The organism is Claveliimonas sp. (genome assembly GCF_037273965.1).
In the GTDB taxonomy this organism is placed as follows: domain Bacteria; phylum Bacillota; class Clostridia; order Lachnospirales; family Lachnospiraceae; genus Claveliimonas; species Claveliimonas bilis.
The window spans coordinates 21,358-37,046 of record NZ_JAYAZJ010000097.1 but is presented as its reverse complement, the minus strand read 5'-3'; the positions used below and the strand labels follow the sequence as shown (position 1 = coordinate 37,046).

The window sequence follows — 15,689 nt, the reverse complement described above, 5'->3', positions numbered from 1 at the left end:
CACACGAAACGCCCCTGCTTTCTGATTGATCTCACCTGCCGTCGCCACTATACGGGTACTGGACGCTGCCTGCGCCATCTGCTCATCATAGATCAGCTTCAGGATCAGCAGATACACTGTGGCAAGCCTTGGAAGCTTCTCGCCCCACAGCGTTTCTCCCTGTATGTAAATAATCCCGTCATGCACATTTTCTTCCAGAGAAATTCCGGCGACTGCAAAATAGTCTTTCAGAAATTCCAGATGCGTGCTGCATGTTCTATACTCCTTTGTATACTGGTATTTCTCTGTCCGTCTGTCGTATCTTCTCTCCAGAAGGTAGGTCTGACGGTACAGAAGCTGGATCGCCTCCCGGATCGCCTCCCTCTCCTGGTCTGTCAGCTCTTCTATATATGTTATCATAATCTTCTCCTTACAAATGTCAGTTTCGGACAGCGGTATTTCCCTTTCACTACCTGTCCTTCTTCCTCAATCACCTGATATCTGCTGCTGTTTCTTATACTGTAATCGTATGCCAGTATGATCTTCTCAAAATCCGAGTCATCCCGGATCTCTATGTTTTCCAGGCACATTTTTTCCTCTTCCATATGGGATTCAATAAATTCTTCTATCTGCTCCCGGCTGTAACGGGTATGGATCCGGTTCAGCTTCAGCACTTCTCCCCGGGAAAGTTCCTCTTTTTCCTCTTCTCTCTCCATCTGGCTGATGAAATCCTTTCGTCCTTTCCGCCTCTTGTACAGAGATTTATCCGACAGCATTTCCAGCAGGGAAAGATTCATCTTCTCCCCAACTTTTGCAAGTTTCTCCTCCCCGTTCTCGTCATTTCCTATCTGATTCAAAAGCTGCACCACAAGCCCTTTTGTATCTGTCTGTCCGCTCAGCAGATAATTCAGTCGTGTCACTGTAGCGCGGATATACTTTGTATGCTCTCTATCCATATTGGAGATCCGCCGCTCCATGTCATCAAAACTTCTCTCGATCCGGTTCAGTATTTCCAGACCCTCTTCTCCGATCCTGTCTATAGTTTCTTCGTTATCTCTTATTTTTTCCAGACATTCTTTAATATCCATCTTGTAAAGATAAAAATTATCGCTTGTTTTCAGAATGTGATACTTCCTGCTGACCGCCTCCTCTACATAACCTTCCAGATGCTCTTCAAGAAGCTGTCCGTAATTTTGCTGTTCCAGAAGCCGTCCGAAAAACCGATCCATATTGTGGAGCATGTCCTGGAGAACTTTATTCAGTTTTCTCGTATTGACAAGCGCCGACCGCAGCATTCCTGTATTCAGCCTGGGATTATTCTGGAAAGAATAGAGGGTCGCATACACATTTTGAATGTATAGATCCGTCTCATCCATCCCTTCCCGGGTCATCTGTTCAAACGCTTCAATAAACACTGCCGCATAGTCCGGTATGACAATGTTTGTTACAAAGCTTCCGTAATCCTCCGATTTTTTCAGCCACTGGAATCGTACAAGCCAGTTCAGGATGCGGGCCGCCGGCGTTTCCAACATATCAAGTTCACTCTCTGATTCTTCCATTTCCAGACGGATCTTTTTGCTGGCAAAATAGTCACTCAATATCTGAAGGCAGGCATCCCTGCTTAAAAAATAATTATTATACTCATATTCTTCATTGATCTGAAGCAAAGCTTCCATATATATTTCCCTGTTTCTGGAACGAAACAGGCTCCAGAAAGAGTCTGGAATCTCATATACAAATTTCATCTGTACTCCTTTTTATCTGTGCTGCGACGAATCCCGCCGTTGTCATGTTATCATGGAGATTTCTTTTTTTCAATCCCTTGGGCGCCATCTTCCGGGGAATCATTCCTTTTATCATTCTTCACAGCCCCACCCGCATGTGCACTCGCCCGGCTTACGCGCTTCAGTCCTGAAACGGCTGTGAATAGTTACTTTTCTTTCCGCATATTTATAGAGAAAAACCCTTAGGATTTTTATATGAAAAAAAAGCTTTCTGCTCTTCTTTGTCTGGCTCTTACAGCTGTTATTTCTCTGAACGCCTGTACCCGTTTATTTTCCCAGGATGAAAACGATGCTTTCCTTAAGTTTACTGCAGACCTCTTCCGTCAGGAAGTTTCATCCAGCGCCATCACCCTTCACTATACTCTGAAATATCCTGAAAAATATGGCGTTGAAAACACCCCCGTCACTCTGGGCGCCTATACAGCCGATCCGACGGCTCTAAGCGCTTCCTGCGAAAACACTCTGGCTGTCCTCGACAGTTTTCGCCGTCAGAAACTCTCACGGGAAAACCGGCTTACTTACGATGTATTGAGAAGCTATCTGACAGAATCTCTGCATGCCGTGCCATTTGCACTGTACGAAGAGCCCTTAAGCCCCCTCACAGGAGTCCAGTCACAGCTCCCCATCCTTTTATCCGAATATCCCTTTTATTCTGACGAGGACATTGACAGTTACCTTGCTCTTATCAGCGACGTGCCTGAGCATTTTGCTTCCCTCATCGCATTTGAGAAAGAAAAATCAAAAGCCGGCCTTTTCATGTCTTCCCGCTGCGCTCAGGATATTATCGAAGAATGCAGTTCTTTTGCATCCATGGGTGACAGCCATTATTTATTTTCCTCCTTTCAGGAGCGGCTTGAAACTGTACCTGACCTTTCAAAACAGCAAAAGGAAGCCTACATATCCCAGCATCAAAAACTGGTAAATGAAAATATTTTCCCCTCCTACCGAAAGCTTTCTGCCGCAATGGCTGCTCTGAAAAATACAGGAAAGAATCAAAACGGTCTCTGTTACTATCCTAACGGGAAAGCCTACTATGAATACATTGTCCGCCGGGATACCGGCTCCTCCCGGAGCGTTTCTGATCTGCAGGATCTTACAAAGTCCCAGATGGCAGAAGATCTTACTGCCATGCAGTCTGTTCTTATAAAAAGCAGCAAAACAGGGGAGTCCTCCGGCGGCAGCACAGTAAAACTGACTCTGGAAAATACTGATCCCCTTGTGATCCTTGACAGTCTGAAAGAAAAATGCTCCGGCGATTTTCCCGCCCTTCCTGACGTCAATATTCAGGTGAAGCAGGTGCAGGCAGAAATGGAGGACTATTTAAGCCCTGCCTTTTTCATGGTCCCTGCCATAGACGACACAGATGACAATGTCATCTACATTAACGAAGGACATTTGCCCGATGATCTGACACTCTACACGACTTTAGCCCATGAGGGTTACCCCGGCCATCTCTATCAAAATGCATACTACGCCTCCACAAATCCGGATCCCATCCGGAATCTGCTGGACTGGGGCGGCTATACGGAAGGGTGGGCAACCTATGTGGAAATGATCAGTTATTACTATTCGGCGCTGGATACACAGCAGGCTGTTCTGGCACAGCGGAACGCCTCCGTGATCCTGGGACTTTACGCCCTGGCAGATATGGGGATCCATTACGACGGCTGGTCCCTTGCAGAGACAGTATCCTTTTTCCGCAACTTCGGGATCACCGATACCCAGACGATACAGGACATCTACGACCTTATTCTGGGAGATCCGGGAAACTATCTGAAATATTATATTGGCTATGTAGAATTTCTGGAACTGAAAAAAACAGCAATCAAAAAATGGGGAGACTCTTTTACACAGGAACGATTCCACAAAGCTGTCCTGGATACCGGACCTGCTCCCTTTGAGATTGTGGAAAAATATGTTTTAGGGGAATAACAGCAAGACAAAGAAAGAGGCGAAGAAGGGCTTTTCAAACGTTCCTCCTTCGCCTCTTTTTTGTCTATACCATCCAGCCCGCAAGAACAACGCTGGCTGCCAGTCCGGCAAATGTGGCGATCAACGCCCCTTCCAGGGTATACCTGATCTTTGTAATCTTCGCCGTCATGAAATAGACACTCATGGTATAAAAAATAGTTTCTGTACAGGACATACTGATGGATCCCATCAGTCCGATGAGAGAATCTGTCCCAAATTCTTCATAGAGATCCAATAAAAGCCCTGTTGCCGCAGAGGAAGAAAACATTTTTACGATAGTAAGGGGAACCAGTTCTCCCGGAAATCCGATATGTACCGTAAACTTCCCGATCAGTTCTGCAGCCATTTCAAGGAAACCGGATGATCGTAAAATTCCCACTGCGATCATCAGTGCAACCATTGTGGGCATGATCTTCAGCACGATTTTAAAGCCGCTGTTTGCGCCTTCTATAAAGGCATCATACACCGGTACCTTCCTGGAAACGCCAAACCATACAATCCCCACGATAAGCAGGGGAATGATCATGTTGGATACGATCATAAATACATCCATTCTTTCACCTTTTGCCAAGTTCTGTTTCTTTCATTATATGAAGGAACATTGAAAACAATCTCCAAAAAGTCTATACTAGAAAGCAGAATGAATCGATAAGGAATGATAGCAACTATGCAAAACTCAAGTGATTTCAGCAAAGGAAGTATTTCTGGAAACATTCTCCGCCTGGCTGTTCCCATGACTTTAGCTCAGCTCATTAACGTCCTGTACAATGTGGTAGACCGCATCTATATCGGTCATATCCCCCATACTTCCACAGAAGCACTGACCGGTATCGGACTGACTCTTCCAGTCATTACAATCATCACTGCATTTGCCAATCTGTTCGGCATGGGCGGCGCTCCCCTCTTTTCTATAGCCAGAGGATCCGGCGACGAGAAAAAGGCCGAAAAGATCATGGCAAACTCCTTTTCCATGCTCCTGATCAGCGGGATTCTCCTGGCTCTTCTTTGCTTTATATTCCGGCGCCCCCTCATGTATCTGTTCGGCGCCAGTGATGTCACCTACCCTTATGCCGATGCTTATCTGTCCATTTACCTGTGCGGCACACTGTTTGTCATGGTAAGTCTTGGTATGAATAATTTTATCAACGCGCAGGGATTTGGCGTAATGGGAATGCTCACTGTTTCCATCGGAGCAGTCCTGAATCTGATTCTGGATCCGATTTTTATTTTTGTATTCCATATGGGTGTCCGTGGGGCTGCCCTTGCCACTATTTTGTCGCAGTTCGTCTCCGCAGTATGGGTGTTCCGCTTTCTGACAGGGGAAAAAGCTGTGATCCGCCTCCCCCGCACTCTGGCGCGTCCACAGCTTTCTATCGTAAAAGATATTACAGGGCTTGGACTGTCCGGCTTTGTCATGTCCATTACCAACGGTTCTGTACAGATCATGTGCAACGCTATGCTGCAGCGCTGGGGCGGTGATCTCTATGTAGGCATCATGACTGTTATAAACTCTGTCCGCGAGATTATCACCATGCCTGTAAACGGGTTGACCAGCGGCGCGCAGCCTGTCATGAGTTTTAACTACGGAGCCGGGAAATACCACCGGGTAAAAGCAGCAATCCGTTTTACTTCTGTCGCCTGTATTATCTTTTCCCTGGCAGCGTGGGCCCTTTTATTTTTCTTCCCGCACTTTTTTATTCATCTGTTCAACAGTGAACCGGAATTGCTGGAAAAGGGCGTTCCTGCTATGAGACTGTACTTTTTCGGAATTTTCATGATGGCTTTGCAGTTTGCAGGTCAGTCTACCTTCGTTGCTCTGGGCAGATCAAAGCAGGCTGTCTTTTTCTCCCTGTTCCGAAAAGTTATTATCGTGATCCCCCTTACCATTTTCCTCCCGGCAATCGGATTTGGCACCGACGGCGTATTTCTGGCAGAACCCGTGTCCAATTTTATCGGGGGAACAGCAAGCTTCGTTACAATGCTCCTTACCGTCTGGCCCCGGCTGAAAGAGACACAGCCTCCACATACCCAAAGATAAACATGCGCTCCGGCACACGGGAAGTCAGTCCTCCCCCCTCCTGTTTTTCAGGATTCTCCACAGAGTGCTGCGGCTGATCCCGAGCCGGCTTGCGGTCTTTTCCTTGCTTCCGTTTTCCTCTTTGAGGACCGTCTGAATAATCTGATAATTGATTTCTTCCATAGTCCGGGAGAGATCAAGGTTGGAGGAAACCGAATCCGCAGGGAGACTTTGCTCCTGATCCAGCATATATTTCACATCCTGGCAGGAGACATAGGGCGTCTGGGTAATGACCGCCAGTTCCCGTAAGATATGATGCAGCTGATCCAGGTTGCTCGGCCAGGGAAATTCCGTCATGAGTTCCATCGCTTCCGCTTCAAATCCGATAATCTGTTTTCCCAGCTGGACATTCAGACGGTGCAAGTACAAGGCGACAATGCTGGGAATATCTTCCTTCCGCTCCCGCAGCGGAGGCAGCTTCAAAGTAAGGCATGAGAAACGGTTCTCCAGGTACGTCCTGCAAGTCTCCGCGTTGGGATACCGGCTGGTATTCAGCACCAGGGAGAACAGCAAGCGATTCCGACTGGCCAGGCTGGCGTTATCCAGGTAGGCGAAAAGCTTATCTGCCTGTCCTTCGCTCAGCGCCCCCGGATTTTTTATATAGATGGTGCTATGCAGAGTATTCAGCGGGGAGTTGTCACTGCCAAGAAGGGCATTCCATTTCCGTTCGTTCATGAGTTCACAGTTAATGATATAAAAAGGAGCGCGCCCAAACGGGCCGTTCTCATAGAGAAGGGAGGCTGCTTTGTCCTTTCCGGTGCCGGCCTCTCCCAGGATCAGAACCGGCAGACGGCTCTTTCCATACTCATCAATAGAGTGCGCAAGCGTTCCCATATTGTTGGAACTGCTGTAGGAATCCATGAAATCATTGGGCGCCCGGTCTATCTTATTATAGATGGTAATCCCCGGATTTTCCTCGGGGAAGAGGGCGTCCTTCTGTTTGATGGTAATGGCCGTATATCTCTGCCCGTCATAGTACAGATGGCGGTTGGACAATGTATAAATCTTATCCCTGATCTGCCGTTCAACCCTTTGATTTGGCACTTTCAGGAAGGCTTTCAGATAAGTCTGTACCAGATTCATCAAAGAATTATTCCAGTCTTCCTGTGGAAGGCTGGAAAACCAGAGAAAGCCAGCCGGATCATAGATCAGAAATTCCCGGTCGTCACTGGTAAGAAGCGACTGGAAAAGAGCTTTTTGCTTGTATACATATTCCGTGGAATGAACCAGCCCGATGGCATTGTCGATGGCCGAGTGGATGCTTTCCGTTCCTGATGTGATAAGGATGGAATTTAAGTTCAGCCGTTTGGCGGCGTTGATTCCTGTGATATCACACAGCACCAGCGTACAGCCGTTCTTTTTGGCGGCCTGAAGGGACCGGCAGGCCTCCTCCTCACTGGAGAACGTAAGAATGTCGATGTCGTACTGCAGCAGATCGCAGATTATGTGGGCATTCTCGGTAATAGGCGAAAAACCGGCAATAGCGAACTTTCCAGAATAATTCTGCGCCAGTTTGATGGTGCGGAGAATATCATATCCCGAGATGGAAATCTCCGCCACAGGAAGATCCACTGCAGAGCGTATCAATTCCGCAGTACCTCCACGGGAAAGAATAATATCATAATTGCTGTGGGCAAGTCCCATGGCAATTTTTTTTCCTTTGTCCAGGTCGCCCACTTCCACAGTTATTTCCACATCCTGCCGCTCATGGGCAATGGCAGAAACTGCATCTGCCAGCCCTTCATAAGGAGCGATGACCAGGATTCTGATTTTCTGCATAAAAAGCCCCCTCTATCAATAATAAGAAAATTATAGTATGAATCGTTTCATATTGCAACGATATTTATCACGTGCGTGTCAAATTCAAACGAAAATTCCGGAGTTCTTATGTTGAATTGCCACAAAAGAAGTGATAATGTATACACACAGCTAAACAAAAGAACAAATTTTGTGTCATAATGAAACATTGTGAATGGAGGAAATTAAATGAGTTATCAGATTAAGATTCCGTCTTGCATTTACGGAGGAGAAGGATGCATTGAAAACATCAAAGGCATTATCGAAAAAGAAAATGCAAAGAAATTAATTATTTATACAGACAAAGGAATTTGCAAAGCCGGCCTTCTGGATATTCTGACTAAGGTTCTTAACGAAACGCAGGCCGAGTATAAAGTGATTGATGATCTGACTGCAGAGCCCGCTTACCAGGATGCGGAGCGCGTCATCCGGGAAGCGGAGGACTACAGCGCCGACCTGATCATCGGTATCGGCGGCGGAAGCGTCATGGACGCCGCGAAATTATGTTCCGTACTAAAAGGCGCGGATTATACCATCCGTGATCTTTTAAAAGATCCGTCCCAGGCAAACAAACAGGTGAAAACCGTGATGATCCCCACAACCTGCGGTACCGGATCCGAGGCAACCTGCAACGCCATCGTGGCAATTCCGGAAGAGGAATCCAAACAGGGAATCGTCAATGACAGCATGATTCCAGACTATGTGATCCTGGACTCCCAGATGATCCGCAAACTTCCGAAAGCCATCGTTGCAGCTACCGGCGTAGACGCTTTGGCTCATGCAGTTGAGTGTTATACCTCCAGAAAAGCGACTCCGTTTTCCGATACTTACGCAGCGGCAGGCGCAAGACTGATCTTCCGCAATATCCGCGAAGCATACGACAACCCAGATAACATGGAAGCAAAGAGCAGTATGCTCCTGGGAGCTTTCTACGGCGGCGTTGCCATCACAGGAAGCGGAACCACAGCCGTTCACGCACTGTCCTATCCGCTGGGAGGAAAATACCATATTGCCCACGGCGTATCCAATGCGATCCTGTTCGCACATGTTATGGAATACAACAAAGAGGCCTGCAAAGACAGGCTGGCACAGCTGTGCGATGTAGTATTCCCCGAACAGAACGCCGGGAGTGTGGATGAGAAAGCAGATTACATGATCAGGCAGATAGCCGATATCGTGAAAGCCACAGGCATCCCTACCGATCTGAGTCAGTTCGGCGTGAAGATGGAGGACCTGGATTTCCTGACAGACGCCGGAAGCAAACAGACCAGGCTTCTGGTAAATAATATGAAAGAATTAAGCCTGGACGACATCCGTGCAATTTATCTGAAAGTTCTGAAATAGCAGGCATCAAAAGCCGACAGATCAAAACGAAGCAGGAAAGGGATTAGGAAGAAATGAATAAAAGACCGATTATTGGAATTACCATGGGAGATCCGGCAGGAAATGGATCCGAGTTATCCGTAAAGGCGCTGTCAGATCCGAAAGTATACGAAGAGTGCCGCCCCCTCATCATCGGCGACGCCAACTGCATGGAGCAGGCAGTGAAAATTGCCGGAAAAGAAGGACAGATTAAGATTCATCCGATAAAAGAAGTAAAAGACGCAAAGTTTGAATACGGAACCATCGACGTCTATGACATGGGCCTTGTAGACATGGAAAGACATGTCTTCGGAAAAGTTTCCAAAATGTGCGGCGAGGCGGCGTTCCAATATGTAGTGAAAGTGATCGACCTGGCCATGAAAGGGGAAATTGACGCCACGGTGACCAACGCCCTGAACAAAGAGGCGATCAACATGGCCGGACATCATTATTCCGGACATACCGAGATCTATGCAGACTATACCCATACGTCCAAATATACAATGATGCTCGCCCACGACAACCTCCGAGTAGTCCACGTATCTACCCATGTTTCTCTGAGCCAGGCCTGCGCCCTGGTGAAAAAGGACCGGGTACTGGATGTGATCCGCATTGCGGACCAGGCCTGCAAAGATCTGGGAATCAAAATCCCCAAGATCGGCGTTGCCGGACTGAATCCACACTGCGGAGAAAACGGAATGTTCGGCGCGGAAGAGATAGAGGAAATACAGCCCGCCATTGATGCGGCGATGGCAGAAGGAATCTGTATTCCCGAGAAAAAACCCACTCCGCCGGATACCGTGTTCTCCAAAGCTCTCGGGGGATGGTATGACATCGTCGTCGCCATGTACCACGATCAGGGACATATCCCGCTGAAAGTCAAAGGCTTTGTCTATAATAAAGAGCTAAAGAAATGGGACGCCGTGGCCGGCGTAAATATCACTCTGGGGATACCGGTCATCCGCGTATCGGTAGATCACGGAACCGGATTCGATATCGCCGGACAGGGAACCGCAAATGTACTGAGCCTGGCAAACTCCATTGACTACGCAATCCGCATTGCCCGGAACCGGAAATAAGGCGATTTTACACTGCCAAAAAAAGCAAGGGGAAGAAAAATGATAAAACTGTTGATAATTGCGGACGATTTTACCGGAGCCCTGGACACAGGCGTACAGTTTGCAAAAAAAGGGATCTGCACTCAGATTTTTACAAAGCAAAATCTGACGAAAGACGACGTCAAGGAGGAGACAGAGGTTCTGGTGGTTGACACCGAATCCCGCCCCATGCCGCCAAAAGAAGCTTACAACGCCGTGTATCAGCTGGCACTCTGGGCCGCAAGACACAAAGTGCCGCATATTTTCAAAAAGACGGATTCGGCCCTGCGCGGCAATATCGGAGCCGAACTGCAGGCCGTACTGGACGCCAGAAAAGACAGCCGACTGTATTTCCTGCCGGGATATCCGCAGATCGGCCGGATCACCAGAGACGGCGTCCATTACATTTCCGGGGAACTTCTGGAGAACAGCGCCTTTGGCAGGGATCCTTTTGAGCCGGCAACGAAATCTTATCTGCCGGATATCATCGGAGAACAAAGCAATGTTCCCGTCACCTGCATCAGACGCGGAGAGACCCTTCCCTCCCAGAGAAAGGAAAAGGACTTCATAGTCTGCGACCTTGTCGAAACAGAGGATATAGACCGGCGTCTGGACGAGCTGTTCCAGAAAGAAAACAACAGCCTGCTGGCCGGATGCGCGGCCCTGGCGGACCGTCTGGTAGAACGAATCCCTTTCCGGCGCCGGACGCCCGGAACTTATAGAAAGACCGAGCGCTTCTATGTGGCATGCGGAAGTCTGAATCGGATCACGGAACAGCAAGTTGTTTACGCGAAAGAAAAAGCCGGATTTGCGGGAAGGCATCTTGCGGCGCGCCAGAAACTGGATCCCGCCTATTACGACACACCGGAGGGAAGAAAATTTCTGGAAGAAATTTTACAGCTTTGTCGGGAAAAGAAAAAGGTCGTTCTCGATACTTTCGATGAGAACGATGAGAACGAAGAAAAAGAGCTCTACATAAAAGAGCATAACATCTCTCCGGAAGAAGTGAGGTTCCTGATCGCAGCCGTCCACGGAAGAATCGTTCAGGAAATCGCCAACCGCAGGATGGATGCAACGATCCTGATGACAGGCGGCGATACCCTGATGGGATACATGAGAAATATCGGATGCACCCAGCTGGAACCAATCTGCGAAATCGAACCCGGCATTGCAGTTTCCGTTCTGGAATGGAACGGATACCGGCAGCAGGTAATCTCAAAATCCGGAGGGTTCGGTACCGAGGACATCCTGGAAAAGATTGCACAAAAAATTTTAAAATAAAATGCAAAGGAGAAATCAACATGAAAAACGTAGAACTGAAAGGAATTATCACACCGATCCTGACCCCCATGAAAAAGGATGAGAGCGTCAATCTGGACGAACTCCGCGTACAGATCGACCGTCTGATCGACGGAGGCGTACACGGCATTTTCTGCTTCGGAACCAACGGCGAAGGCTATATCCTGGACGAAAACGAGAAAATCGCAGTTCTGGAAGCGACCATCGATCACGTAAAAGGGCGCGTTCCCGTTTACGCCGGTTCCGGATGCATCTCCACCAGAGACACCATCCGTATGAGCAAAAAGGCACAGGAACTGGGTGCGGACGTTCTGTCCATCATTACTCCAAGCTTCGCGGTCGCTTCTCAGAAAGAGCTGTATGATCACTATGCAGAAGTTGCGAAACATGTAGATATTCCGATCGTCCTGTACAACATTCCTGCACGTACCGGCAACAAACTGCTTCCCGAGACCGTGGCGAAACTGGCGAAGGATGTGGACGTAATTGTCGGCGCCAAGGATTCCAGCGGCGACTGGGAGAACTTAAAAGCATATATTCAGCAGACAAGAGATCTGGACAAAGATTTCTACGTGCTGTCCGGCAATGACTCTTTGATTCTTCCAAGCCTGAAGGAAGGCGGAACCGGCGGCATCGCAGGATGCTCCAACGTATATCCGCATGTGCTTTCCTCTATTTACAATCTGTTTAAAGAGGGCAGAATCGAAGAGGCCGAGGCCGCGCAGGAATCCATCGCAAGTTTCCGCGCAGTCTTCAAATATGGCAATCCGAACACCGTTGTAAAGAAAGCTGTTGCAATGCTCGGTTATCCGGTAGGCGAGTGCCGCAGCCCGTTCAACTACCTGTGCGGCGAAGGCGTGGACGCGCTGAAGAACGTTCTGGAAGAGAACAAAAAAAACGGAATGAACTAACACACAGGAAAGGAGAAATCGGCATGAAAGTAGTAATGACACAGTCTGTATGCCCGGAAGGGCTGGCCATGCTGGAAGGAAAAGCTGACATCTACGTGGCTGACAACGGCGATCCCAACAATTATCTGGATGAAATGAAAGAGGCAGACGCCCTGATCGTGCGCATCGCGAAATGCGATGGACACGCTATCGAAAACAGCCCGAATCTGAAAGTCATCGGACGTACCGGCGTGGGCTATGATTCTGTAGATGTGAAAACCGCTACCGCCCATGGCATTCCGGTTATCATCACCCCGGGAGCAAACAACCGGAGCGTAGCTGAGCACGCGGTCGCCATGATGTTCGCCCTGTCCAAAAACATGCTGGAAGCACAGATTGAGATGTGCAAGGGTAACTGGAAAATCCGCGATGCAAAGAAAGCTTTTGAACTGGAAGGAAAGACGGTAGGCATCCTGGGGCTTGGAGCAATCGGAAGAGAAGTTGCCAAAATCTGCGAAGGATGCGGAATGAAGATTGCAGCTTACGACCCCTTCATGAACAGAGAACAGATCGAAGGCTGCGGCGCCGTCTACTATGAGAATTACGAAGATCTGCTAAAAGACAGCGACGTGGTGACTATCCACGTACCTCTCACCGAGCAGACCAGAGATATGATCAAAAAAGAGCATCTGGGGATGATGAAAAAGACCGCTCTTCTGATCAACTGCAGCCGCGGCGGAATCATCAACGAAGTCGATCTGGCAGAAGCCCTGAAAGCGGGCGTGATCGCCGGAGCCGGCACCGACGTGTACTGTAACGAGCCGCCGGAGGCAGACGACCCGCTGTTGAACTGCCCGAATCTGGTGGCAAGTCCTCACTCTGCCGCACAGACCCGCGAGGCAGTAATCAAGATGGCGCAGATGTGCATCAATGGCTGTCTGGCAGTCGTGGAGGGAAAGAAATGGCCCTACGTGGCTGACAAAGCCGTCTACGATCATCCGAAATGGAAAGACGCCCAGTGGGCGGAACTATAAAAAACTTTGTTGGGAGGAATAAAGAACAATGGCATCAAGTACAGTTGCAATTATTATCATCGCAATTACGATTGCATTCTTCATCTGGAATAAATTTCCTATGAGCGTTGTCTCCATGGCAGGCGCCGTGGCTATGGCAATACTGGTACCGGAAGTAGAGCTGTCCGCAGTTTATGAAGGATTCTCCGCTCCCGGATGGATTATGGTAGTCGGTATGTGTATTGTCAGCGCCGCTCTGTTTGAGACCGGTGTGGCAGACCGTATCGGTAAAGTAATCGGGAACTCCTGGTGGGCAAAATCTGAGCGCCGTTTTGTAGTAGCGGCAGCAACCTGCTGCACCATCATGTCCGCGTTCATGAGCAACAACGGAACCGTTGCCATCTGGATGCCACTGATCGCAGTAGTTGCGGCAGGGTCCGCCGGAAAGATCCGTTCTAAGATGGTTATCTTCGCCGCAGGCACCGGCGCTATCATCGGCGGAGGCACTACCCTGATCGGTTCTACCTCACAGCTGGCGGCAAACTCCGTACTGCAAGGTTACGCCGGCTACGAGGATGGTCTGGGCGTCTTCGATATGACCAAGATCATGCTGCCGGTATGTATCGTACAGATCATTTTCTGGGGAACTCTGGGTTATTGGCTGCTGAAAAAAGCTCTGAAACCGGGCGATCCACATTTTAACGACGGAAACATGTACGCCGAGGAACTCTTTGAGAATACCGGTGAAGACAAATACGCCGATATTCCCAGGTGGAAAGGCAACGTGGCCCTTGGAACCATGCTTCTTTGTATCGTACTGTTCGTTATCCAGGGATTTGAACCATTCAGCAACTACCTGAACATCGGCCTCATCGGCATGATCGGAGCGGTAATTGTAATCGCTACCGGATGTATCGGCGTGAAACAGGCTTACGCAGATCTTCCCTGGGACGTATTCATTGTAATCGGTACAGTGAGCACACTGGGAACCGGTCTGGATGTAACCGGCGGCGGTGAGATGATCGCCAATTTCGTACTGAACTTCTTCGGAGGCGTCAATGCATCCGTTCCGCTGCTGACCATAGTTATCGCGGTACTGTGCAGCGTACTGACAAACTTCATGTCAAATAACGCAACCGCAGCCATGCTGTGCCCGATCTGTATCCCGATGGCCATTGCCCTGGGAATCAGCCCGGTACCGTGGGTAATCCTGATTGCGGCAACATCCAACTTCGCAATCGCAACCTCCTACGGAACCGCTGTAAACATTCAGATCCTGCCGGCCGGTTACAAATTCATGGACTTTGTGAAGATCGGCGGTCCACTGCTGATCATCTCCATCATTGTCGTTTGTATCACATCCAACATCGTATTCTTCTAAGCATTACAGAATACATTAAAAATGCGCGCCGCCAGGCGCACATAAAAAACAGAGGCGCGGTTTGCCGATTTCCGGCACCGCGCCAAAAGTTGCAGAAACCCAGACTCTTTCAGCCCTAACGTTCCACTTGCAATCCCTCTATTCGTCTGTCTCGTCTTTCTTCTTTTCCGCGTCCGCAACGCCCTCAATCATGCCCGTTACAACGGCGTTTAATTGCGCCGCGTTTTGAGAAGTGATAACGGGCTTGCCCGTTTCCGCTTCAAGGGCTTGTTTTGCAATCCCGGCAACGTTCCCGCCGCGGCGGGCAATCTCTATGTTTTCTTCAAAGGTTTCCGGCTTTGCCGCTTGGGAAATATCCTTTGTGGAAGTTTCCGCAAGCATATTCAGGATAATCTCTGTTGTACTCATGTTGTCCCGAAGATTTTCTTTTTTAAGGCCTTTCAGCTTTTTGTATTGCCGTGTCGTCATTCCCGACCATGCACGGGTGATCTCGTCGGTGAGTATCGCATATTCAACGCCCCTTTTCACGCCCCGGTCTTGCCATTCATCGGTTAGTTCTTTCCGCACTTGGATTGCCTGTAACCGCTGGTTAATCCATTCGCGGGTATATCCCTTTTTTAGATAGGTTTCAAGGGCGCGGTTTATGGCCTGTTCCGGGTCTATGGTTTCTTCTATCCGTTCCCGCCCGACTTCTGCAAGCCACAGCTTAAACGGCTCCGCTTTCGGTGAGGGGATAGACTGAATAATACGCAAAAGCTGCTCCGTTGTCGCAACGTCGGTCAAATAACGTTTCCCGTCCTTGTGCGATTTCAGCTTCAGTTGGTTACAAGATGTAACCGACTGATTTCCCTCATCTTTTAACCGCTTTTTCAAAACTTTCCAATAGTTATTTGGATTTGGGCTGTCGGTCAACACCGCGACAACATCAACAATGGAAAAGTACCATTCTTCCTTTTTCTCGTCCCATGCCGTTCTGATTGCTTTGTTTTCAAAAAGCTGCAATTTGTTGTTATCCATTTGCGATACTCCTTTCCGGGCA

At 48.7% G+C, this 15,689-nt stretch carries 13 protein-coding genes; 8 read left to right on the top strand and 5 right to left on the bottom strand.

Annotated features, from left to right (window positions below):
* Together WJ238_RS09215 and WJ238_RS09210 are read right to left on the bottom strand one after the other, a co-directional pair.
* Positions 1 to 399, bottom strand: a 399-nt coding sequence (locus WJ238_RS09215) for a DUF4194 domain-containing protein (protein WP_337606749.1), incomplete at its 3' end; no start/stop codon positions are given.
* The gene (locus WJ238_RS09210; RefSeq protein ID WP_337606748.1) at positions 396 to 1,724 is read right to left on the bottom strand and encodes a Wadjet anti-phage system protein JetA family protein; all 1,329 of its coding nucleotides are present in this window, start codon (positions 1,722 to 1,724) and stop codon (positions 396 to 398) included. The genes WJ238_RS09210 and WJ238_RS09215, both read right to left, overlap by 4 nt.
* Before the next feature lie 234 nt (positions 1,725 to 1,958).
* Between WJ238_RS09210 and WJ238_RS09205 the strand changes: the two genes are divergently transcribed.
* Positions 1,959 to 3,695, top strand: a complete 1,737-nt coding sequence (locus WJ238_RS09205; protein WP_337606746.1) for a DUF885 domain-containing protein — start codon at positions 1,959 to 1,961, stop codon at positions 3,693 to 3,695.
* A 64-nt stretch (positions 3,696 to 3,759) separates the two neighbouring features.
* Here the strand turns inward: WJ238_RS09205 and WJ238_RS09200 are convergent, their stop codons facing one another.
* Complete coding sequence (locus WJ238_RS09200; RefSeq protein ID WP_337606750.1) at positions 3,760 to 4,287, bottom strand: spore maturation protein; 528 nt, start codon at positions 4,285 to 4,287, stop codon at positions 3,760 to 3,762.
* A gap of 114 nt (positions 4,288 to 4,401) precedes the next feature.
* On the opposite strand from WJ238_RS09200, the gene WJ238_RS09195 reads away from it, so the two are divergent.
* Positions 4,402 to 5,772 carry an MATE family efflux transporter gene (locus WJ238_RS09195; protein WP_337606745.1) on the top strand — a complete coding sequence of 457 codons (1,371 nt, stop codon included), beginning with the start codon at positions 4,402 to 4,404 and terminating at the stop codon, positions 5,770 to 5,772.
* 24 nt (positions 5,773 to 5,796) lie between these two features.
* Here WJ238_RS09195 and WJ238_RS09190 read toward each other — a convergent pair whose 3' ends face one another.
* Entirely contained in the window at positions 5,797 to 7,590 is a 1,794-nt protein-coding gene (locus tag WJ238_RS09190; protein WP_316267735.1) for a sigma-54-dependent Fis family transcriptional regulator, read from the bottom strand.
* Positions 7,591 to 7,797: 207 nt separating this feature from the next.
* On the opposite strand from WJ238_RS09190, the gene WJ238_RS09185 reads away from it, so the two are divergent.
* The 6 genes from WJ238_RS09185 to WJ238_RS09160 are packed head-to-tail and all read left to right on the top strand — an operon-like array spanning position 7,798 to position 14,650.
* Positions 7,798 to 8,952: an iron-containing alcohol dehydrogenase gene (locus WJ238_RS09185; RefSeq protein ID WP_316267736.1), complete on the top strand. Its 1,155-nt coding sequence runs from the start codon at positions 7,798 to 7,800 to the stop codon at positions 8,950 to 8,952.
* A gap of 53 nt (positions 8,953 to 9,005) precedes the next feature.
* On the top strand, positions 9,006 to 10,049 hold the full coding sequence (pdxA, locus tag WJ238_RS09180) for a 4-hydroxythreonine-4-phosphate dehydrogenase PdxA (protein ID WP_316267738.1): 1,044 nt from the start codon (positions 9,006 to 9,008) through the stop codon (positions 10,047 to 10,049).
* Between the two features lie 39 nt (positions 10,050 to 10,088).
* Positions 10,089 to 11,348, top strand: a complete 1,260-nt coding sequence (locus WJ238_RS09175) for a four-carbon acid sugar kinase family protein (RefSeq protein ID WP_337606744.1) — start codon at positions 10,089 to 10,091, stop codon at positions 11,346 to 11,348.
* 20 nt (positions 11,349 to 11,368) lie between these two features.
* Entirely contained in the window at positions 11,369 to 12,277 is a 909-nt protein-coding gene (gene dapA / locus WJ238_RS09170; RefSeq protein WP_316267742.1) for a 4-hydroxy-tetrahydrodipicolinate synthase, read from the top strand.
* A gap of 23 nt (positions 12,278 to 12,300) precedes the next feature.
* On the top strand, positions 12,301 to 13,290 hold the full coding sequence (locus WJ238_RS09165) for a hydroxyacid dehydrogenase (protein ID WP_316267744.1): 990 nt from the start codon (positions 12,301 to 12,303) through the stop codon (positions 13,288 to 13,290).
* 28 nt (positions 13,291 to 13,318) lie between these two features.
* Positions 13,319 to 14,650 (top strand): SLC13 family permease, encoded by a 1,332-nt coding sequence (locus WJ238_RS09160; protein ID WP_316267746.1) that lies wholly within the window; start codon positions 13,319 to 13,321, stop codon positions 14,648 to 14,650.
* 138 nt (positions 14,651 to 14,788) lie between these two features.
* On the opposite strand, the gene WJ238_RS09155 is transcribed toward WJ238_RS09160, so the two are convergent.
* Positions 14,789 to 15,667: a BRO family protein gene (locus WJ238_RS09155; RefSeq protein ID WP_316267748.1), complete on the bottom strand. Its 879-nt coding sequence runs from the start codon at positions 15,665 to 15,667 to the stop codon at positions 14,789 to 14,791.
* Positions 15,668 to 15,689: the final 22 nt, after the last annotated feature.